Origin of the sequence: Bradyrhizobium sp. USDA 326 (assembly GCF_049739485.1) — a bacterium.
Taxonomy (GTDB): Bacteria; Pseudomonadota; Alphaproteobacteria; order Rhizobiales; family Xanthobacteraceae; genus Bradyrhizobium.
In genome coordinates, this window is record NZ_JBMGQA010000001.1 from 204,944 (window position 1) to 225,752 (window position 20,809).

A 20,809-nucleotide genomic window follows, 5' to 3' on the forward strand; every position below is an offset into this window, starting at 1 on the left:
GCAGCGCAGCGCCTTAGCGGTGGGGTGCAGAGCCGGGGCCCATGTCGCTACATGTCCCCGTGCCGCCCTGGGTCCCGGCTCTGCGCAGCAACGCTGACGCGTTGCGGCGCGTCCGGGACACGAGAGCGGTGCCCTCCCCTACCTCCCGGTCCAAACCGGCTTGCGCTTCTCGCTGAACGCCTTCAACCCCTCCTTGGCGTCTTCGGTCATCGCCAGCAGCGCGATCTGGCTTTCGGTATAGGCGATGCTCTCGTCGAACGACATCGAGGCGATCGCGCGCATGGCGTACTTGCCGCGACGGATCGCGGTCGGGGATTTGTCCACGATGCGCCCGATCAGCCAGTCGACCTTGGCATCTAACTCGGCGGTGGGCACGACGTAGTTGAGGAGGCCCGCGGCCTGCGCGGCCTTGGCGTCGAACGGCTCGCCCGTCAGCGCCCATTCATTGACGAGACGAGGCGGCGCGATGCGCTGGAGCAGGCTCAGCACCTGCATCGGGAATACGCCGACCTTCACCTCCGGCAGGCCGAAGACGACGTGGTCGGCGGCAACCGCCATGTCGGTCATGCACAAAAGCCCCATGCCGCCGGCCATGCAGACGCCACCGACCCGCGCAATCGCCGGCTTGGTCGCGTTCTGTGACAGGCGCAGCAGGTCGGCATAGTCGACGTTCGGCTTGGAATGATCCATCGCGAACGCCGCGCCGGAGTTCTGCAGGTCCGCGCCCGCGCAGAACGCCTTGTCGCCCGCGCCCGTCAGCACGATGACGCGGACGTCCTTGTCGTCATGCGCATCGCGATAGCCTTTGCTGATGCCGGCGATGACGTCGCCGTTCAGCGCGTTGCGCTTCTCCGGCCGGTTGATGGTGATCCAGAACGCCTGCCCGCGCTTTTCGGTGATGACAGCTGTGGTGTCGGTCATGGCACGCTCGCTTCCTTAGCTTCCGTTTGCCGCCATTTGCGGCAGCTCGGGCGAGAGGTGCAAGCGCAAACTGTCACGCGGCGCCGCTTTAGCGCCTCGACGCAAATTGCGCGGCGATCGCCGGGCGCGCTCAGGCGTCCGCTTTCCTGATCCAGACCTTGTTGTCGTGGAATGCAGCGCCGCCGATCGGGGCGATGGTGTCCGCACCCGTCAGCATGTTGATGCCGCGGCCGCCGACATGGTTCTTGTTCGGGTGAACGGACTCCGCAATCAGCACACCGCGCCGCACGCCCTCGAACAGCGTCGCGGCCAGCGTGGTCTCGCCGCGGCTGTTGCCGAGCGTCACCGCATCGCCGTCGGCAATGTCGAGCGCGGCCGCATCCAGGGGATGGATCATCACGCTCGCTTTGCCTTCGCGCGCCTGAGAGGACGGCGTCTCGTTGAAGGTGGTGTTGAGGAAGCTGCGCGAGGGACTGGTGGCGAGCCGGAATGGATGGGCCTGGTCGGTGTGCTCGATCACGGCCCAATGGTCCGGCAGATCAGGCATCTTGTCGAAATCGCCCATGGTCTGGCCGAACGGCGGATGCGCCCAGTCCGCCTTGAAATGGAATTTCCCGTCGGCATGGGCGAAGCCGTCGAGATAATGCGAGGTACGGAAATCCGGTTGCAGGTCGCGCCAGATGTCGGCTTCGAGGCCGGCAATGTCGCCGTGGTTGCTGAGCTTCAGCGTCGCGTCGATCAGTTCGCGGGGCGTCATCTCGAAGCCCGGATGCCTGGCACCGAGCCGCGGCGCCAGCGCCTGCAACACCTCGTGGTTGGAGCGGCATTCACCGGGCGGGTCGATCAGCTTCGGCCCGACCGAGATGTGCTGGTGACCGCCGCCGTAGTAGAGATCGTCGTGCTCCATGAACATGGTCGCCGGCAGCACGATGTCGGCCATTTGCGGCGTCTCGGTCATGAACTGCTCGTGCACCGCCACGAACAGATCCTCGCGCGCAAAGCCCTGCCGAACCAGCGCCTGCTCCGGCGCCACCGTCATCGGGTTGGTGTTCTGGATCAGCATCGCCTTGACCGGGCCCTTGCCCTGCAGGGCTTCGGCATCGCCGCTGAGGATGCGGCCGATCTGCGACTGGTCGAGCGCGCGCGTCGACTTGTCGATGGCCTCGTGGGCTTCGATGATGGATTCGTTGAAATGCCACAGCGCGTAATTGTTGAAGAAGGCGCCGCCGCCTTCATACTGCCAGGCGCCCGTCACCGCGGGAATGCAGAGCGCCGCATGCATCTGCGTCGCGCCATTGCGGGAGCGTGTGAAGCCGTAACCGAGACGCAGGAAGGTCCGCTTGGTTTCGCCGACGGCCTTGGCGAACGCCTCGATCTCCGCCACCGGCACACCGCAGATCGCGGAAGCCCATTCCGGCGTGCGCGTCTTCAGATGAGCCTCGAGCTCGGCCGGGCAATCGGTATACTTGTCCATATAGGCGCGGTCGGCATAGCCGTCGCGGAACAGGACATGCATGACGCCGCAGGCGAAGGCGCCGTCGGTGCCGGGGCGCAGGATGATCTTGATGTCAGCCTGCTTCATCGTCTCGTTGTCGTAGATGTCGACCGCGGCGATCTTCGCGCCGCGCTCCTTGCGGGCACGGGAGGCGTGCGTCATCACGTTGACCTGGGTGTTGACGGGGTTGGTGCCCCAGATCACGACGAGATCGGACAGCGCCATCTCGCGCGGATCGACGCCGGCGATCTTGCCTGTGCCGATCGCGAAACCGATGCGCGCGACGTTGGCGCAGATGGTCTGATAGAAGCGTGAATATTTCTTCACATGGGTGAGACGGTTGAGGCCGTCGCGCATCACCAGCCCCATGGTGCCGGCGTAGTAATAGGGCCAGATCGATTCCGCGCCAAACGCGCGCTCGGCCTGGTTGAAGCGCACCGCGATCTCGTCCAGCGCCTCGTCCCACGAGATCCGCGCGAACTGCCCGGAGCCCTTCGCCCCCGTTCGGCGCAGCGGATACGTCAGCCGTTCGGGGTGATGGATGCGCTCGGCGTAGCGGGCAACCTTGGCGCAGACGACGCCGGCCGTGTAGGTCTGCTTTTTCGAACCGCGGACGCGGCCGATGCTGCGGCCCTCGACGACCTCGACGTCGAGGGCGCAGGCCGAGGGGCAATCATGCGGACAGGTCGAATGGCGGATTTCGATCTTGGCGTGCTGGTTCATGTCCTCGTTCGTAACACCAAAATACCTGCCAGCCGAGGGCATTTATCCGGCAAGGGCCATGCGATTTGCTCAAAGCGCACGCGCCGCAGGTTCCTGCTGCGACCGCGAAGGAGGCCCGCAGTTGGCCGTTACATGCAGGTGCAATCCGAGCTGCGCCTTCGCTATTTGTGCAACTGGGTAAGGCCGGTCGGCGGGCCGTCGACGGCCGTCCAGCCACCGTCGACGAACAGCGTGCTGCCGCTGACATAGCTTGCGGCGTCCGAAGCGAGATAGGCCACGGCGGTCGCGACCTCGTCGGCGCTGCTCCAGCGGTTGAACACGGTGTGGCCGGCATAGAGATTGTAGATGTCGGGCCGCTGCTTGAACGGGCCGGTCAGGGCGGTCTCGGCGATGCTCGGTGCGATCGCGTTGACGCGCACGCCGGCATGGCCGACCTCGGAGGCAAAGCCCTTCACCAAGAGGCCGATCGCCGCCTTGGTCGAGCCGTAGACGCCGAGGCCCGGCTCGATGGTGACCGCGCGCACCGAGGAACAGGCGATGATGCTGCCGCCCTTCTGCGCGACCATGATGCGGCCGAAGGCCTGGAAGAAGAAGACCGTGCCCTTGACGTTGAGGTTGAGGACGCGGTCGAGATCCTCCTCGGTGTAGTCGAGGATGGTCTTGCGGATGTTGAGCCCGGGTGTCGTCACCGCGATGTCAAGCCGCGGAAACTTCTGCATCACGGTCTTCGCCAGCGCGTTGACGTCCGCAGCGCTCGCGGCGTCGCAGCTCGCTGCTTCCGCCCAGCCGCCCTTGTCACGAATGCCGGCGGCGGTCGCCTCCGCCGCATCTAACGCGCGATCGGCGCAGACGACGCGGGCGCCGAGATCCGCAAGCGCCTCGGCCGACGACTTGCCGATGCCGGATGCGGCGCCGAGAACGACTGCGGTCTTGCCGGTGAGATCGAAGAGCTTGCGATAGTCCGTCACTGATAGTGTCTCCCAGGTACTGCTATCCCTTGTAGCCCATCAAGAGGCGCGGCAGCCACAGCGAGAATGCAGGGACGTAGGTCACGAACATCAGTGCTGCGATGAGCGCAGCATAGAACGGCAGGATGGTGCGCATCACGGCACCGACCGAGATGCCGCCGATGGCGCACCCCACGAACTGCGTGGTTCCGACCGGCGGCGTGTTGAGCCCGAGGGCGCAGTTGATCAGCATCAGCATGCCGAACTGCACCGGATCCATGCCCGCCTTCATCGCGATCGGCAGGAAGATCGGGGTGCAGATCAGGATGGTCGCCGCCATGTCCATGAACGTGCCGAGCACGAACAGAATGATGTTGATGAGCAGGAAGATCATCCAGGGCTGCGTCGACACCTTGCTCATCATCGCGCCGGCGAGATCCGCCACCTCGTAAAGCCCCATCAGGTACTGGAACATGGTGGAGACGCCGATCAGCAGCAGCACCACGCCCGTCGTCTTCACCGCCTTGGCAGCCGCCCGCAGGAAGTTGCCCCAGGTCATGGTGCGGTAGATGAAGAAGGTCAGCAGGATCGTGTAGGTGACTGCGACGGCCGCCGATTCAGTTGCCGTGAAGACGCCGGAGAGGATACCCGCCAGGATGATGCCGACGATCAGAAGACCCGGCAGCGCAGCCGCGAGCGAGCGGAACACCTCGGCCCAGCCCGGGAACTTGCCGGCCGGATAGCCGCGCTTCACCGCGACCGCGTAGGCGGCGACCAGCATGCACACCATCAACACCAGCGCCGGCAGGAGGCCGGCGGCGATCAGCGCGCCGATCGAGACCTTGCCGCCGGCAGCCAGCGCATAGATGATCATGTTATGGCTGGTCGGCATCAAGGCTCCGACCAGCGAGGCATGGGTGGTGACGTTGACGGCGTAGTCGGTGTCGAACCCTTCCTTCTTCATCATCGGGATCATCACCGCGCCCATCGCCGACACGTCGGCCACGGGCGAGCCCGAGACGCCGCCGAACAGCGTGCAGGCGACCACGTTCGACATGCCGAGCCCGCCGCGGATGTGCCCGACGAGGTTCTTGGCGAGCTGCACGATCTTGTCGGCGACGCCGCCGTGCAGCATCAGCTCACCGCTGAAGACGAAGAACGGAATGGCGAGGAAGGAGAAGATGTTCATCCCCGACATCATCTGCTGGAAGATGACGGCGACCGGCAGGCCTTCGTAGAGGATGGTGCAGATCGCCGACAGACCGATCGCGAAGGCGACCGGTACGCCGAGGATCAGAAAGCCGAAGAAGGTGGCGCCGAGGATGATCAGTTCCATGAGGGGACGACCTCTTCGCCGCGCAGGAGAGCGATAATGTGCTCGATCGAGAAGGAGATGATCAGGACGCCGGAAGCGATGAGCGGCACGTAGCGGATGACTTCAGGCAGACCGAGATTGGGGATCTTCACGGTGCCGACCGACGCGCCCAGGATCCAGCCGTTATAGGCCATCGCTAGGCCGAACACGGCCACCAGCACGTGGATCACGATCTCGATCTTCTCCCGCATGTGATCGGGAACCATGACCAGCAGACTGTCCATACCGATGTGGCCGGCATCGCGTACGCCGACCGCGGCGCCGATCAGCGTGACGTAGAGGATCAGGACCAGTGCCAGGTTTTCCGTCCAGGTCGGACTGGAGTTGAGCACGTAACGTCCGAACACCTGGTAGAAGACGATCGTGACGATCACGAGCAACCCGGTCACCGACAGATACATCCCCGCGCGCGCGACAGGAGCATTGATCCGCGACAGCAGGCCGGTGGAAGGGCGCGCCGCCACGGACCCCAGTTCGTGGCTTGCGACGTGTGGGTCTGTCATGCCGCGCCTCCTCGCGAGGGTCCGGTGTCACCTCGCAGCGACGCCGGACGAGTTCCCCGTCGTCGTTTACTTCGTGTCCTGGATTCGTTTGACGAGGCTCTGGAGCTTCTCGTCGCCGGCGAATTTCTGGTACACCGGCTTCATCGCATCGACGAATTCCGCCTTGTTCGCGATCGTGACGACCTGAACGCCGGCGGCCTCGACGGTCTTGCGGGATGCCTGCTCACGCTCGTCCCAGAGCTTGCGCATGACCGGCACCGATTCCCTGGCTGCCTTGCGGATCATGGCCTGATCGTCCTTGCTCAGCGTGTCCCAGACCTTCTTCGAGATCACGAGAACTTCCGGAGCGAGAGAGTGCTCGGTAATGTTGTAGAACTTGGCGGCCTCGAAGTGCCGCGAGGATTCGTAGGACGGCCAGTTGTTCTCGGCAGCGTCCACGAGGCCGGTCTTGAGCGCGGTATAGACCTCGCCATACGGCATCGGCGTCGGGTTGGCACCGAGGCTCTGGATCATGCCGACCCACAGGTCGGACTGCTGGACGCGAATCTTCAAACCCTTCAGATCCGCGAGCGATTTGACCGGCGCCTTCACGGTGTAAATGGATCGGGCGCCGCTGTCGTAATAGGCAAGACCCACCAGGCCAGCGGGCTCCATCGCCGCCAGGATCTCGTCGCCGATCGGCCCGTCGAGGACGGTGCGCATGTGCTGCGTATCCCGGAAGACGAAGGGCAGGCACAACGCGATGGTCTCAGGCACGAAGTTGTTGAGCGGCGATGCGTTGATCCGCATCATGTCGAGCGCGCCGATCTTGAGCTGCTCGATCGTGTCCTTCTCGGAGCCCAGGGCGCCATTCGGAAACACCTTCACGCCGAGCTTGCCGCCGCTCGCCGTCGCGAGCTGCTTGCCCATGAACTTGACGGCCTCGACGGTCGGATAGTCGGCGGGATGAATGTCGGCGGAACGGAAGTCGCGCGCGGCCGCCAGGGGCGCTGAAACCGCCAGTGCAACGGCTGTGATGATGCCGGTGAGTGTCCTCATCTGGGCTTTCCTCCTTGATTGATTATGTCGTTATCGGGGCAGATGCTCAGGCCGCCTTGGGTCACTCCCCTTCTGGTGTGAAGTCAAGCGCCAATGTCGTCCCTAGGGCGGGCGGCATTCTCTGTCCAAGCCAAATCCGGCATCGATCAATGCAGGAGTTGCATCGATCTGGCGCAGTTCTTGGAGACGACGGACCGGGTTGACGTCGCCGGCACGTGACTTGACCCAACCAATGGAGGCCCCTCAAGATACCGGAGATTCCGGACCATCTCGAGGGATGCCCATGCCGCGGAAGCTGATCGATATCTCGGTGCCGCTCACAAACGACGTGACCGCCGATCCGCCGGGCAATCACCCGACAATCCAGTATATCGATCACCAGCAGGGGCTGCCGCGCATGCTGCAGTTCTTCGCGGGCCTCAAGGCGCAGGATCTGCCGGACGGCCAGGGCTGGGCCGTCGAGCAGGTCTCGCTCTCGACACACAACGGGACGCATCTCGATGCGCCCTGGCACTTCCATCCCACCATGAACCGCGGCGAGCCATCATGGACCATCGACGAGGTACCGCTCGACTGGTGCTTCCAGCCCGGCGTGAAACTCGACTTCCGGCATCTGCCCGACGGCTACGTGGCAAGTGTGGACGACGTCGCGAAGGAGCTCAAGCGCATCGGGCACACGCTGTCGCCGCTGGAGATCGTCGTCGTCAACACCAGCGCCGGCGCAAAATTCGGCAAGACCGAGTACGTCAATTCCGGCTGCGGCATGGGCTATGAAGCCACCATCTACCTGCTCGAACGCGGCGTGCGGCTGACCGGCACCGACGGCTGGAGCTGGGACGCGCCGTTCGTCTACACCGCGAAAAAATACGCCGAGACAAAAGATGCCGGCCTGATATGGGAGGGCCACAAGGCGGGACGGCACATCGGCTATTGCCATCTCGAGAAGCTGCACAATCTCGACCAGCTGCCGTCGACCGGATTCACGATCTCGTGCTTTCCGGTGAAGATCGAGCGCGCGTCCGCGGGCTGGACCCGCGCGGTCGCCATCATCGACAATTAGGTCAGGGGCGTCACTCGCCGTGAAGGCCGCTCTCGGCGAGTTCACGCAGTGCGTCCGTATCCAGCACCACGATGGCGCCGTGCTCGAGGCGGACCCAGTTACGTCCGGCCCAGGCGCGCAATTGCTTGTTGATGCTCTCGCGCGTCATCCCCACCATCTCGCTGATTTCCTGCTGCGTGATGGCGAGCGTGCCGCTTCCGGAATCGAGCTTGCGCTCTTCGGTGAGACCGAGCAGCGCACTCGCGAGCCGGCCCGGCAGATTCTGGAGGATCACCTGCTCGACCTGCTGACTGGTCCATCGCAGACGCGCGCATAGCAGCTCGATGAATTTCATCGCCAGCGCCGGCTGGCTCCTGACGAAGGGCAGGAAGTCCCGGCGGTCGATGACGTAGAGCTCGCAATTGGTGTTGGCGGTCGCGTCCGCCGACCTGGGAGCGCCGTCGAGCACCGCGATCTCGCCGAAGATTTCGCCCGGACCGATCAGATTGAGGATGGCGTTCCGTCCGTCGGGCGACGAGGACGAGATCTTCACTGTCCCCGCGACCACCGCGAACAGGTTGTTGCCGGGATCGCCCTTGGCGGCGATCGTTGCGCCGCGCTTGACGGTGGTGTGCTTGGCGTAGCGGCAGAGCTGATCGAGCGCCTCCGGCTCCAGATCCGCGAAGATCGGGTGCTTGCGTAGAACCGATAATTTGCTGCCCGCCGACTGTCGGGGATCGCCGGTCTTGTCCTGAGGCACGCCGCGGGGCTCCTAAGACTACGAGGCACTGGGTTCCTGCGTAGTCAACGTTATCAGGCTTTTCAACCGGAAAGCACGCGCGCGATTTGAGGCAAATGCCACGATAAGGCCGGGTACAGCCGAAAATTCACATCCAAAGGATGCGCAGATGTGTATCGATCCATGCAGAGTTGCAGGCAGCGCAAGCTGTGATTGCGTTGAGCTGCCGCCGAGGGCCAGCGCCGGCTGCGCCAGACTCGGCGGGCTGTGAGCCAGAAAGCGGACGAGGACCTGAGGCGTGTCAGCGCTTGGAATCGGGATCGAGCCGACCCGCGCTGGTTTGCCGGTCTGCCCAAGCCAGAACGACGGCGAATGCGACGAAGATCACGACGACGACAACGGTCACCAGCAACGCGTCAGCGGGCATCATGCTCCTCCCGGATTGTTCGTGCCATTATTTTGCGGCGCCGGGCCCGCGTCATTGATCGGGATCAAACGCCCCGAGGGCGTCGTGGACAGGAGGTCAGGCTGCCGCCATGGCCTCGACGCGAGCCGGATCGAGCAGGCTGATGCCACCCTGAATGATCTCGATCACGCCCTGACGCTCCAGTTTGGTGAAGGTGCGACTCACGGTTTCGATGGTCAGGCCGAGATAATCGGCGATGTCCTGACGGCTCATCGGAAGCGGCACCGTGTCGGAGAGCCCCTTGAGCGCGACCAGCCGCTCGCGCCAGCCGAGCAGAAAGGTCGCGACCTTCTCGTCGGCCGAACGTCGGCCGAGCAGGACCATATGGTCGCGAGCCTGGCTCAACTCGCGAATGGCCAGCTCATTGATTCGCCTGAGCAGCTGCGGCCGATCCTCGATGAAACGGGTGAAGGGCGCTTTTGCGAATTGGCACACGGTCACCGCGCCGATGGCATCGGCCGAGAAGTTGTGCCGGCCGGATAGATTCATCCCCAGAAAGTCACCGGGCAGGGCAAAACCGACGATCTGCCGCCGGCCGTCGGGCAGCAGCTTGTACAGCCGCATGACGCCTTCGAGAACGTTGTAGAACGAGGTCGTGATGTCCTCCTCGGAAAACACGGTCTCGCCCGAGCTAAAATGGACGCGGCGGCCGAGATGCTCGAATTCCCTGAGCTCGGCCGCATCCAGCGACGAACAAACCGCAGCTCCGCGGACGGCGCAATCGTCGCAAAAATGTCCGTTCGGCTCAATCGTGACCACGGAAGGCTTCATCCACCGCTCCTCGCGCCGGCTGTCCCCGACACCAGGCCGACTCTACCGCGCGGCTGCATTTTACTGCATCGCGCCACAGCCGATTGACTCAGATCAATTTTGAGTGGCATCCCAGTCTTATTCTGCCTCCACAGTTCGACGGGATCACCTTTCCATGCTGCAAAGCGCACTGCGTCACGGCCTGATAGGGCTGCTTCTGATTACGCCTGCGCTTGCGGCCCCGACCGCCGAACAACGCGGCAAGGCTTTTGCACGGGCCAATTGTGCACGCTGTCACGCCATCGACCGCGTCTCCAGAAGTCCGGTCGAGGCCGCGCCTCCGCTACGGACCCTGCATCGCCGCTATCCGATCGACAGCCTTGGTGAGGCGCTGGCCGAGGGGATCTACACCGGTCATGCCGACATGCCGGTCTTCGAGCTCAATCCGGACCAGATCCACGACCTCCTGTCCTACCTGAAAACGCTGGAATAGTCGGCCTCACACAGTCTGCACGGTCCATCCGATCAGTTCCTTGACGATGCGCGCGAAGGCCGCATCGAAGGCGGCGACGGCCGCAGCCGGCTCGACCTTGTCGAGCCTTTCGCTGGTCTCAATGAGGCGCGAGGCGATCACCTTGCCGTTCTTGTCGATGATCCGCGCCGACAGTCCGATCTCGGCCCGAGTCTCACCCTCCGTGGCGATCCGGAAGCGCCGGATATCGATCAGAAGCTGGTAGTCCGCCTGCCCGAGGTCCGTCGTGCGCAGCGGGGCGTGAGCGATGTCGTAGTTCTCGAAGCTGTCGATCAGGCGCGCCTGCACCAATTTCGGAATGCTGTCAGCCCAGAGGAAATCCCCAAAGGCCGGCCTGTCCCCGGCGGGCGCAAACAGCATCCGCTGGGTCTGCAGCATTGCGACCGCTGTCGGTTCGGGAATCGCCAGTGAGGAGGACAGCGTCTTGCCGGCCGGCCCGAGGCTCCGCGGTGTGTGCAGGTCGTAGGTGACCTTCTGCGCGGGCATGCCGCCGCCGGTCATCTTCTCGAGTCCCGCCAGAATGCCGTCGATCTTGCCGGTGTTGCGCGCGAGCCCGTCGGAGAAAGTCTTGAAATTCGCAATGGTGTCCTTCAGGGGGCCGGAATTGTCCTGAAGCACCGTGTCGACCCGCCGCAGCGCGTCGCGCGCCGCCTGCGTCATGCTCTGGCCGGCGCCCGCCTCCGCAATCAAGGTCAAGGGCTCGCCGGATCTGGCGACGATCACGCCGCCCTCCAACGTCACCACGGGCACGCCGGTGAGGCCCTGGAATTCGAGGCCGACCTTGGTGTCGGAACGGACCGGCGTCGCAGTGGCAACCGAGATCGTCGCATTGACGAAGCGCGGGTTGTCCGGCGCGAGCCCGAGCTGGGTCACCTCACCAACGCGAATGCCGTTGAACAGCACGCCGGCGCCGACCAGGAGGCCGGGCACCGGCCCCTGGAATTGCACGTGGTAGTTCGTGCGCGGCCCGACGCCGCCGGTGTTGTTCAGCCAATAGACGAAGCCGAACACCGCGAGGATCGCGGCCAGCACGAAACTGCCGATCAGCACGTAGGGAGCGCGGGTTTCCATCTCTCATCTCATCTCGTGTTGCAGCATCTGCGAGCGCTTGCCGTGGAAATAGGCGCGCACCCAGGGATGCTCGGATTGCAGCAATTGGCGCATCGGCCCGATCGCCACGATCTTGCCGTCGGCGAGCGCGGCGACGCGGTCGCAGACCGTGGTCAGGCTCGCGAGGTCATGGGTCACCATGAACACGGTCAGCTCCAGCGTCCTTTGTAGCGTCTTGATCAGCACGTCGAATTCGCCGGCGGCGATCGGATCGAGGCCCGACGTCGGCTCGTCCAGGAACAGGATCGGCGGATCGAGCGCGAGCGCACGCGCCAGCGCCACGCGCTTGGTCATGCCGCCGGACAGCTCCGCCGGATATTTGTCGGCGTCCTCGGCGCGCAGGCCGACCATTTCGAGCTTGGCGATCGCGATCTCGTCCATCAGCTCCTGCGACAGGACGAGATTCTCGCGGAGCGGAAACTGGACGTTCTGGCGCACCGTCAGCGAGGAGAACAGCGCGCCTTGCTGGAACAGGATGCCCCATGCCATCGCTGCGCCTCGACCGTCGCCGCCCGCGGATTGCCCCATGACCTCGATGGTCCCGCCACGGCGCGGGATGAGGCCGATAATGGTCCGCATCAGCACCGACTTGCCGCCGCCGGATGCCCCCACAAGCCCGAGGATCTCGCCCCGGCGAACGTCGAGCGACAGATGGTCGAGCACGGTCTGACGACCGAAGCCGACCACGAGGTCACGGACGCGAATCGCGAACTCGTCTTGCGGTCCGTCCATCGTCACATTCCGATCGAGGCAAAGAAGACGGCGAACAGGCCGTCGAGCACGATCACCAGGAAAATCGACTTCACGACCGACGTCGTAGTCTGCCGCCCCAGCGACTCCGCGCTGCCCTTGACGCGCAATCCCTCGCTGCAGGCCACGATCCCGATCACCAGCGCCATGAACGGCGCCTTCAGGATGCCCACCTCGAAGTGGGTGACCGAAATGGCCTCATGCAGCCGCGCGATGTAGATCGCCGGCCCCATGTCGCCATAGAACTGGGCAACGAGGCCGCCGCCATAGAGCGCGGCAATGGATCCGATGAAGGTGAGGATCGGCAGGGCAATGACCAGGGCTGCAACGCGCGGCAGGATCAGGACGTCGACGGGATCGAGCCCCATGGTTGAAAGCGCGTCGATCTCCTCGCGCATCTTCATCGAGCCGAGCTCGGCGGTGTAGGCGCTTCCCGACCGTCCCGCGACCATGATGGCGACGATCAGCACGCCGAGCTCGCGCAGCACCAGGATGCCGACCATGTCGACGGTATACGACTCCGCGCCGAATCTGCGGAAGTGGAAAAAGCCCTGCTGCGCGATGATGGCGCCGATCAGGAAGGTGATCAGCCCGACGATGGGGATCGCCTGCCACCCGATGCGGTAGAGCTGATAGACCAGTGACGTCAGCCGCAGCGAACGCGGCCGGCGCAGCACGCCGATCACGGCCATGAACAATGCGCCGAGCATCTGGAGAAAGATCGTGATGTCTTCCCGCGCCCCGACCGTGGACTTGCCCAGATCGCCCAGCCTCGCCAGAACCGGATTGGGCGCGGCCGCCGGGGCCGGTGTGTGGCGGTTGACCTGGCGCACCTCGTCCAGCAGCCCGCTGAAATGATCGGCGACGCCGACGAACTCGGCCGATCGGCCGGATGATGTGGCCCTGCGCGACAACTTCTCCAGGACCCAGGCGCCGAGCGTGTCGAGCGCGCTGACGCCCGACATGTCCAGGGTGACGGCCCGCGACCGATCGACGTCGGCTCCGACCGACCGGGACAAGGTTTCGAGCATCACCACGTTGGCGGCAGTCCAGGGCCCTTCAGGGCGCAATTTCAGCTCGTCGCCGGACGGCGTCGCGAGCAACAGCGGTTCGTGGTTCACGCTTCCACCTCGTCGGGACAATCGGTCCCCATTCAGCCGGCATTTCTAGGCCAGCATGTGGCGGCCGGATTGACCTGTCTCAAGACCCGAACACGCCCCGCCTCTTGACGCAAATCAAGCGCGATCGCACGGCCGGGTCTTAGACTCACCTCGATTCAACAAGGATACCAGATCCATGTTCGACAATGACAGGATGGGCGAAGAACTGCGGGCGTTGAAGGTCGACGTCACACGCCTGCTGAGCACCGCCGGCGAGGAGATGTTCGAGAACTCGAAAGACCGCGCCGAGGCACTCGCCGATCAGATCAGGGCAGCGCTCACCGAACTCGGCGAGACCGTCGAACAAGAGCAGGAGCAGCTCCAGGGTCTCGTTGCGGAGCGTCCGATCACATCGCTCGCCTCCGCCTTCGCGCTGGGCGTGGTTGTCGGCTTCATGTTGAGGAGACACTAGGTGAATACCGAGAATATCGTCAAACATTTGCGCGTGCTGCGGCGCACCGACAGGATCATCGCGGACATCAGGCTGCGCCATCTGCTGATCGGTCTCGGCCTGCGCGCCTTCGCGGCGCTGATCGCGGCGTTCGGGCTCCTGATGCTGGAGCTGTCTGCCTATTTCGCGCTGGTGCAGATCTGGAGCGCAATTGCCGCAGCTGCCATCCTCGGCGCCGTCAATTTTGTCATCGCGACCGTTCTCTTCGTGATCGCCGGCCGCGCTCCGTCAGGACGTGACATCGAGCTTGCCAACGAAATTCACGGCGCCTCGATCGAAGCTCTCCAGGTCGAGGCGCGCGCGCTCCAGGCCCAGGTGTCGGGCGCGGTGCATCATCCGCTCAGCACGATCGTGCCGGCGCTGCTGCCGCTGATCGCGATCATCATCAAGAACTTGCGGACGACTGCCAAGACGTCCGCGGATGCGACATCGGCTGAGGTGCGCTCCTGAAGTCCCGCGCCTTACGCTGACGCAGCCCTCCGGATCATGCTCCAGCGTCCACTCAGAGCTTCAACTTGACGTGGCAAATATCGGGTTCGGCCGGATCCGGCTTGACCTCGAAGCCGAGCTGCCGGCACATGTCGAGCATCACGATGTTCTCCTGGAGCACGTCGCCCGATATCATCTTCAATCCTTCCGACCGCGCATAGTCGATGATCAGCTGCATGAGGGCCCAGCCAAGCCCCCTGCCCTTGAGGTCGGACCGCAGCATGATCGCGTATTCGCCGCTCTCGTAGATCGAGTCCGAATGGAGCCGGACCGCGCCGACCATTTCGCCGGTGGACTCGTCGTATGCGATGAAGGCCATCGCGCGCGCATAGTCGAGCTGGGTCAGGCGTGCGATGAACTCGTGGGTGAATTCCTTCATCGGTGCGAAGAACCGCAGACGAAGGTCATGCGCCGTGACGTGGCGCAGGAATTCGTGAATGGTCGGCTCGTCCTCGGGCCGCATGGGCCGCGCGAAGATGCGCCAATCGTCCTTGAGCTTGAGGCGGCGCTCCCATTGCGACGGATAGGCGCGAACGGCGAAATTGGCCGCGCCGGAACCGGCAAACTTCCGCTGCGGTGGCCCGACGGCGACGCGGGCATCGACCGCGGTCACGCCGGTTTCATCCGCGAGCAGCGGATTGATGTCGAATTCGTGGATCTCGGGAATGTCGGCCGCCATCTGCGCCAGCTTGACCAGCACCATGGCGACGGCGTCCGGCTTCACTGCCGGCACGTCCCGGTAAGCGCGTAGCAGCCGCGAGACGCGCGTGCGCTCGATCAGGTCGCGGGCCAGCTGCAGATCCAGCGGCGGCAGCGCAAGCGCCTTGTCGTTGATGATCTCCACCGCCGTCCCGCCGCGGCCGAAAACGACGACCGTGCCGAAGGTCGGATCGTCGGCGAGGCCCAGGATCAGCTCGCGCGCTTTTGCCTTGACGACCATCGCCTGGACAATGACGCCGCCGATGCGCGCCTCCGGACGCAGCTTTCTCGCGCGCGCGATAATGCCTGTGGCAGCCCCTCGGACTGCTTCAGGCGTGGTCAGGTTGAGAACGACGCCGCCGACGTCGGATTTGTGGACGATGTCCCGCGACATGATCTTCAGCACGACGGTGTCGCCCTGTGCGAAGATGTCGTTCGCATAGGCCACCGCCTGCTCGACATCGGTCGCCGCATAGGTCGGCACCATCGCGATGTCATAGGCTTCGAGCAGGCGCTTGATCTCGACCGGCTCGAGCCATTCGCGGCCATCCGCGACCGCGGCGGTGACGATCTGCCTCGCTCCCCGGGCGTCCGGAACGAAAGTATCAGGCATCGCGGGAGGAACCTGACTCAGCTCCTCCACCACTTCGCGGTGCCGGACCAGATGCATGAAGCCGCGCACGGCGTCGTCCTCGGTCGGATAGTTCGGCACACCGGCGCTGGAGAGTGTCTGAATGATGTGCTGATCGGCTCCAACCCAGGCCGCCAATACGGGCTTCGCCCAGCTGCGGTGCTGCTCGCGGTATTTTCTGACGAGCTCCGTCACGGTCGTGGCGATCTCGGCGGCCGAGGCGATCGCCGTTTGCACGTTGAGGACAAGGATTGCGTCGTTGTCACGGTCGGCCAGCAGTTCCTCCAGCGCCACCGCGTAGCGCGAGGCGTCGGCATCGCCGACGATGTCAACGGGATTTGCACCGGACCAGGTCGCAGGCAGCGCTGCATCGAGCTTCTTGCGCGCCTCGGCCGAGATTGTTGCCGGAATTCCTCCGAGCTCGACCAATCGATCGATAGCAAGGACGCCGATGCCGCCACCATTCGTGAGGATGGCGAGACGTTTTCCCGCAGGCGACTCGACACGGCCGAGTGTCTCGGCACAATCGAACAGCTCACGCAGATCAGAGACCCGCAGGACACCCGCGCGGCGGAACGCTGCGTCGTAGACAGCGTCGGCGCCGGCGAGCGCACCGGTGTGGGTGGCAGCCGCCTTCGCGCCCTGCGCCATGCGGCCGGACTTCACCACGACGACGGGCTTCACGCGCGCAGCGGCGCGCGCCGCCGAAATGAACTTGCGCGCGTCCTTGATGGCCTCGATGTAGAGCAGGATCGCACGGGTCTTGTGATCCATCGCGAAATAGTCGAGCAGATCGCCGATATCGACGTCGATCTGATCGCCGATCGAGACGATGCCAGAGAAGCCGACGCCCCGCGGCGCGGCCCAATCCACCATGCCGGCGGCAATTGCGCCCGATTGCGAGATCAGCGCGAGGTTACCCGCCCTTGGCATGTGCGCGGCGAAACTGGCATTCAGGCTGACGCCGGGCATCATGATGCCGAGGCAGTTCGGCCCGATCAGCCGCATGCCGTATTTTCGGGCAGCACTGCTCGTCGCCTCGTGCAGCGATCCCGGTCCCTGGCCGAGCCCGGCCGAGACGATCAGCGCGCCCGCAGACCCGCGACGCCCGGCTTGGTCGACAATGCCTGGAATCTCGCCCGCAGGGGCGGTGATGACCACGAGCTCCGGCACGAAGTCCAGCCTGTCCAGGCTCTTCACCGCCGCAAAGCCGCCGATCTCGGCATGGCGCGGATTGACGAGGCCAAACCGCCCCTTGAATCCGGCCTTGCGAATATTCTCCAGGACGGCGCGTCCCACGGACGCCGGACGGGCGCTCGCCCCGACAAGCGCAACCGAGCGCGGCGACAGCAGATTGTTCAGACGATAGATTGACATGAAAGAAAATGCGCCCGGTCAGCAGCGGTTCCGATGGTTGACGATCAAGCCGAAAGAAGGAGCCTAGTATGAGATCATAACCCAGCACGGTGGCTGGCCAATGACGGTCTTCGTCACACCGCCCCAGACGATCTCGTTCAGGCGCGAATGATGATAGGCGCCCATCACGATTGCATCGATGCCGTGGGAATTGGCCCAGCTTCCCAGTACCTTGCCGATCGATCTGCCGCCGCCCTTCGCCGTTTCGAACGAGGCATAGATCCCATGTTCCCTCAAATGATCGACGAGAGCCGTGCCGGATTGCACGACCGCCCCAGTCTTATCCTCCGCCACGGTCACCACGTGAACCGAGGTGGCAGCCCGAAGAATGGGCAACGCGTCGCCGACGGCGCGCGCGGCGCGAGCAGAGTGATCCCAGGCAATCATGACGTTCTCGAATTCAGGCCGAAGTTCGTCCGCGAGATGTTCGGGACAAAGCAGAAGCGGCCGGCCCGATCCGAACAAGAAGGCTTCGACAACGCCTTCTGTCCGGCTGTCGTGCGGCCTCACGGGAACCAGCGTGAGGTCGCTGAAGCGGGCATGCTCGGCCAGGATCGCCCCGATCTGATCCGCAGGCACCCTGCCCGATCGGCTTTGGGCGCGAATGTTGGCGCGCGAAGCTGCATCGGTGAAAGCATTCAGGAGCTGTCGCATGTTGCCGGCCTCGGGGCTGGCGTGCTCGGAATCGCGAACGTAAGGCAGCATCACCTCCGGCCGCTCGAAGACTTCTTCCTCGAGCGCGAGCGCGGTGATCCTGGCGCCGAGATCGGCGGCAACGGCCACACATTTCTCTATCGCAACCAGGGCCGGTCCGCGCGGCTGGCCGACAAGGGGCAGAAAGACGTCCTTGATGGGCATCCGCATTCTCCTAGGCCGCCACGATAGGCCGGCGCTCGTCGAGGCGCTTGATCCTCGTCAAGAACAAACTCTATCCGGTCACCCGGGAACAGGCGTTGACCGGCATCAAGGACTGGTCGCTTGGTCATTCTATGAATAATTCAATCGGAGCGGTTCGCCCCGGAGAGACTCATGCGTGCGATGGTGTTGCCGGCTCCACGAGCGCGGCTCCAGATGGAGGAGCGGCCTGACCCGATTCCGGGCGAGGGCCAGCTCCGGGTGAAGATCAGTGCCTGCGGCGTATGCCGGACCGATCTTCATCTCGTCGATGCCGAGCTGCCCGATATTCGCTATCCGATCGTGCCAGGCCACGAGATCGTCGGCCGGGTCGACCTCGTCGGCCCGAATGTGGCAACACATGTGCCTGGTGACCGGGTCGGCATTCCCTGGCTAGGCTTCACCTGCGGAACGTGTCGGTTCTGCCGGGAGGGTATGGAAAACCTGTGTGACGCACCGCTGTTCACGGGCTATACGCGCGACGGCGGCTACGCAACCCACACCATCGCGGACGCACGCTACGCTTTTCCGCTCGGTGAGGCCGGGAGCGACGTGGAGATTGCACCGCTGCTGTGCGCAGGGCTGATCGGCTGGCGATCGCTGGTCCTGGCCGGCCCGGCCGACCGGCTCGGTCTCTACGGCTTTGGCGCGGCCGGCCACATCATTGCGCAGGTCGCGGTTTGGCAGGGACGATCCGTCCATGCATTCACGCGACGCGGCGACGCCGCTGCACAAGGCCTCGCACGTCGTCTCGGCGCGGTCTGGGCGGGGTCATCGGACGAAGCGCCCGACGAGCCGCTCGACGCAGCCATCATCTACGCACCAGCCGGCGAGCTTGTCCCGGCCGCGTTGCGCGCCGTCCGCAAAGGCGGGCGCGTCGTATGCGCCGGCATCCACATGAGCGACATTCCAAGCTTTCCGTATGACTTGCTCTGGCAGGAACGGCAGTTGGTCTCGGTCGCCAATCTGACCCGGCAGGATGGCCTCGATTTTCTAAAGGTCGCCCCGCAGGCCGGCGTGCGCACTGAGACGACGGCGTTTTCGCTCGATCAGGCCAACGAGGTTCTGGCCATGCTGCGGAATGGCCAGATCCTCGGCGCAGCCGTGCTGACACCGTGATGGTGCTTCGGATGCCCGCTTCGATCAATGATGAAACGGCGGCCCAGGAGCGCATCTTCCAGATGCTGACCAACCATCCCGGCGTGACGCGGATCGACACGCACGGAGCCTCGGTGTTCCTGGACGCAAAGCGCGCGCTGAAGATCAAGCGCGCCGTCCGGTTTCCCTTCCTCGATTATTCGACACTCGAGAAGCGCAAGGCGGCCTGCGAGGAGGAGATCAGGACCAACCGGCCGCTGGCGCCGCAGATCTATCACGGCGTCGTGGCGATCACGGAAGAGCCGGATGGATCTCTCAAGGTCGACGGCGCCGGCCGGCCGATCGAGTATGCGGTCGACATGTCGCGCTTCGACGAGAACAGGACGCTGGATCATCTGGCAAAGGCCGGCCCGCTGGAGGCGAAGCTCGCCTCGGCTGCCGCTGACGCAATCGTCGCGTCGCACGCGGCGGCGACACGCGCCGATGGAAAAGCCTGGGTCTCATCGATCCCCGCCCTGATCGAAGGCAACGGCGACGGTCTGCGGGACGGCGGACATTTCAACGCGGAAGACATCGAAAAGCTCGGCAAGGCCTCGCACGAGGCGTTTCTACGTATCCGCCCCCTGCTTGCAGAGCGCGGCAGGCAGGGCTTCGTGCGCCGCTGTCATGGCGATCTGCATCTTGCAAACATCGTTCTGATCGATGATCGGCCCGTGCTGTTCGACGCCATCGAGTTCGATGCGCAGATGGCAACGGTCGACGTACTCTACGATTTCGCGTTCACCCTCATGGACCTGTTGCAGTACGATCAACCACGCGCGGCAAATATCGCCCTGAACCGCTATCTCGCCACGACACCGGCCGACAATCTCGACGCGCTCTCGGCCCTGCCGCTGTTCATGTCCATTCGTGCGGCGATCCGCGCCCAGGTGGCCCTGGCGCGGCTGAAGCGGCCGCATTCCGATGGCGCAGGCATTCTCGACCAGGCACAGCGCTATTTTGACCTCGCCGGGATGCTGATCCGTCCTCCTGCTCCGCGTCTGATTGCGGTCGGGGGGCTGTCCGGCACCGGAAAGACCGTTTTGGCGTCCGCGCTCGCGCCGTTCGTCGCGCCGCAGCCGGGAGCCGTCGTGCTGCGCAGCGATCTCGTCCGCAAGCAGATGTTCGCGGTCGAGGACACGCACCGCCTGCCGCCATCCGGCTATGCGCCGGAGGTCACGGCCCGCGTCTACGACACCCTGGCCCAGCACGCCCGGCGCGTGCTGGCGCAAGGCCATTCGGCAATCATCGACGGCGTATTCGCCCGCGAGGACGAGCGCGACGCGATCGCCGCGCTGGCGCGCGAGCGCAACGTGTCGCTGAACGGTCTATTCCTGGTCGCAGACCTCGCGACCCGGCAGGCGCGGATCGGAAGTCGCAGGGGAGACGCGTCGGACGCCACGCAAGAGGTTGCCGCGCTGCAAGAGCACTATAATATCGGCCATGTCGGCTGGGCGACCATCGATGCATCCGGGACAGAAGAGCAGACGCTCCAGAACTGCCGGAACGCGATCGCTGAGGAACAAACAACGCAATCTGATTGA

20 protein-coding genes are annotated in these 20,809 nt (G+C 64.5%); 6 read left to right on the forward strand and 14 right to left on the reverse strand.

The genetic code is table 11. The features are described 5' to 3' along the window. Positions 1-138: 138 nt before the first annotated feature. From ABIG06_RS00885 to ABIG06_RS00910, 6 genes are all read right to left on the reverse strand, one after another. Complete coding sequence (locus tag ABIG06_RS00885) at positions 139-921, reverse strand: enoyl-CoA hydratase/isomerase family protein (protein WP_124163685.1); 783 nt, start codon at positions 919-921, stop codon at positions 139-141. A 130-nt stretch (positions 922-1,051) separates the two neighbouring features. Beyond that, on the reverse strand, positions 1,052-3,139 hold the full coding sequence (locus ABIG06_RS00890; RefSeq protein ID WP_424578058.1) for a molybdopterin-dependent oxidoreductase: 2,088 nt from the start codon (positions 3,137-3,139) through the stop codon (positions 1,052-1,054). Between the two features lie 161 nt (positions 3,140-3,300). Then, positions 3,301-4,107, reverse strand: coding sequence for an SDR family NAD(P)-dependent oxidoreductase (locus tag ABIG06_RS00895; RefSeq protein ID WP_370140686.1), 807 nt, complete (start codon positions 4,105-4,107; stop codon positions 3,301-3,303). Between the two features lie 22 nt (positions 4,108-4,129). After that, the gene (locus ABIG06_RS00900; protein WP_100232777.1) at positions 4,130-5,422 is read right to left on the reverse strand and encodes a TRAP transporter large permease; all 1,293 of its coding nucleotides are present in this window, start codon (positions 5,420-5,422) and stop codon (positions 4,130-4,132) included. Then, complete coding sequence (locus ABIG06_RS00905) at positions 5,413-5,964, reverse strand: TRAP transporter small permease (protein WP_370140687.1); 552 nt, start codon at positions 5,962-5,964, stop codon at positions 5,413-5,415. Before ABIG06_RS00905 ends, ABIG06_RS00900 begins: the two co-directional genes overlap by 10 nt. A gap of 66 nt (positions 5,965-6,030) precedes the next feature. After that, positions 6,031-7,002, reverse strand: coding sequence for a TRAP transporter substrate-binding protein (locus ABIG06_RS00910; protein WP_370140689.1), 972 nt, complete (start codon positions 7,000-7,002; stop codon positions 6,031-6,033). Positions 7,003-7,285: 283 nt separating this feature from the next. Here ABIG06_RS00910 and ABIG06_RS00915 point away from each other — a divergent pair, with 283 nt between their 5' ends. Further along, a complete protein-coding gene (locus tag ABIG06_RS00915; RefSeq protein ID WP_370140690.1) occupies positions 7,286-8,062 on the forward strand; it encodes a cyclase family protein in 777 nt (258 codons plus the stop codon). A 10-nt stretch (positions 8,063-8,072) separates the two neighbouring features. On the opposite strand, the gene ABIG06_RS00920 is transcribed toward ABIG06_RS00915, so the two are convergent. From ABIG06_RS00920 to ABIG06_RS00930, 3 genes are all read right to left on the reverse strand, one after another. Next, positions 8,073-8,801 carry a Crp/Fnr family transcriptional regulator gene (locus ABIG06_RS00920; RefSeq protein WP_370140691.1) on the reverse strand — a complete coding sequence of 243 codons (729 nt, stop codon included), beginning with the start codon at positions 8,799-8,801 and terminating at the stop codon, positions 8,073-8,075. A gap of 280 nt (positions 8,802-9,081) precedes the next feature. After that, positions 9,082-9,210, reverse strand: coding sequence for a hypothetical protein (locus ABIG06_RS00925; RefSeq protein WP_283811879.1), 129 nt, complete (start codon positions 9,208-9,210; stop codon positions 9,082-9,084). 93 nt (positions 9,211-9,303) lie between these two features. Further along, positions 9,304-10,017, reverse strand: coding sequence for a helix-turn-helix domain-containing protein (locus ABIG06_RS00930; protein WP_124163692.1), 714 nt, complete (start codon positions 10,015-10,017; stop codon positions 9,304-9,306). 154 nt (positions 10,018-10,171) lie between these two features. On the opposite strand from ABIG06_RS00930, the gene ABIG06_RS00935 reads away from it, so the two are divergent. After that, a complete protein-coding gene (locus tag ABIG06_RS00935) occupies positions 10,172-10,489 on the forward strand; it encodes a c-type cytochrome (RefSeq protein WP_124163693.1) in 318 nt (105 codons plus the stop codon). Positions 10,490-10,495: 6 nt separating this feature from the next. Here ABIG06_RS00935 and ABIG06_RS00940 read toward each other — a convergent pair whose 3' ends face one another. The 3 genes from ABIG06_RS00940 to ABIG06_RS00950 are packed head-to-tail and all read right to left on the reverse strand — an operon-like array spanning position 10,496 to position 13,509. Beyond that, positions 10,496-11,599 carry an ABC-type transport auxiliary lipoprotein family protein gene (locus ABIG06_RS00940; RefSeq protein WP_370140692.1) on the reverse strand — a complete coding sequence of 368 codons (1,104 nt, stop codon included), beginning with the start codon at positions 11,597-11,599 and terminating at the stop codon, positions 10,496-10,498. Between the two features lie 3 nt (positions 11,600-11,602). Further along, on the reverse strand, positions 11,603-12,370 hold the full coding sequence (locus ABIG06_RS00945; protein ID WP_199752408.1) for an ABC transporter ATP-binding protein: 768 nt from the start codon (positions 12,368-12,370) through the stop codon (positions 11,603-11,605). Positions 12,371-12,372: 2 nt separating this feature from the next. After that, positions 12,373-13,509, reverse strand: coding sequence for an ABC transporter permease (locus ABIG06_RS00950; RefSeq protein ID WP_370140693.1), 1,137 nt, complete (start codon positions 13,507-13,509; stop codon positions 12,373-12,375). A 175-nt stretch (positions 13,510-13,684) separates the two neighbouring features. Between ABIG06_RS00950 and ABIG06_RS00955 the strand changes: the two genes are divergently transcribed. Then, positions 13,685-13,960, forward strand: a complete 276-nt coding sequence (locus tag ABIG06_RS00955) for a hypothetical protein (protein ID WP_370140694.1) — start codon at positions 13,685-13,687, stop codon at positions 13,958-13,960. Continuing rightward, on the forward strand, positions 13,961-14,449 hold the full coding sequence (locus tag ABIG06_RS00960) for a phage holin family protein (RefSeq protein WP_370140695.1): 489 nt from the start codon (positions 13,961-13,963) through the stop codon (positions 14,447-14,449). A 52-nt stretch (positions 14,450-14,501) separates the two neighbouring features. Here ABIG06_RS00960 and ABIG06_RS00965 read toward each other — a convergent pair whose 3' ends face one another. Beyond that, positions 14,502-17,195 (reverse strand): GNAT family N-acetyltransferase, encoded by a 2,694-nt coding sequence (locus ABIG06_RS00965; protein ID WP_370140696.1) that lies wholly within the window; start codon positions 17,193-17,195, stop codon positions 14,502-14,504. A 63-nt stretch (positions 17,196-17,258) separates the two neighbouring features. Next, the gene (locus tag ABIG06_RS00970; RefSeq protein WP_124163700.1) at positions 17,259-18,092 is read right to left on the reverse strand and encodes a universal stress protein; all 834 of its coding nucleotides are present in this window, start codon (positions 18,090-18,092) and stop codon (positions 17,259-17,261) included. A gap of 171 nt (positions 18,093-18,263) precedes the next feature. Here ABIG06_RS00970 and ABIG06_RS00975 point away from each other — a divergent pair, with 171 nt between their 5' ends. Both ABIG06_RS00975 and ABIG06_RS00980 read left to right on the forward strand, forming a co-directional pair. Then, entirely contained in the window at positions 18,264-19,247 is a 984-nt protein-coding gene (locus ABIG06_RS00975) for a zinc-dependent alcohol dehydrogenase family protein (RefSeq protein ID WP_124163701.1), read from the forward strand. Positions 19,248-19,258: 11 nt separating this feature from the next. Further along, complete coding sequence (locus tag ABIG06_RS00980; protein WP_370140697.1) at positions 19,259-20,809, forward strand: AAA family ATPase; 1,551 nt, start codon at positions 19,259-19,261, stop codon at positions 20,807-20,809.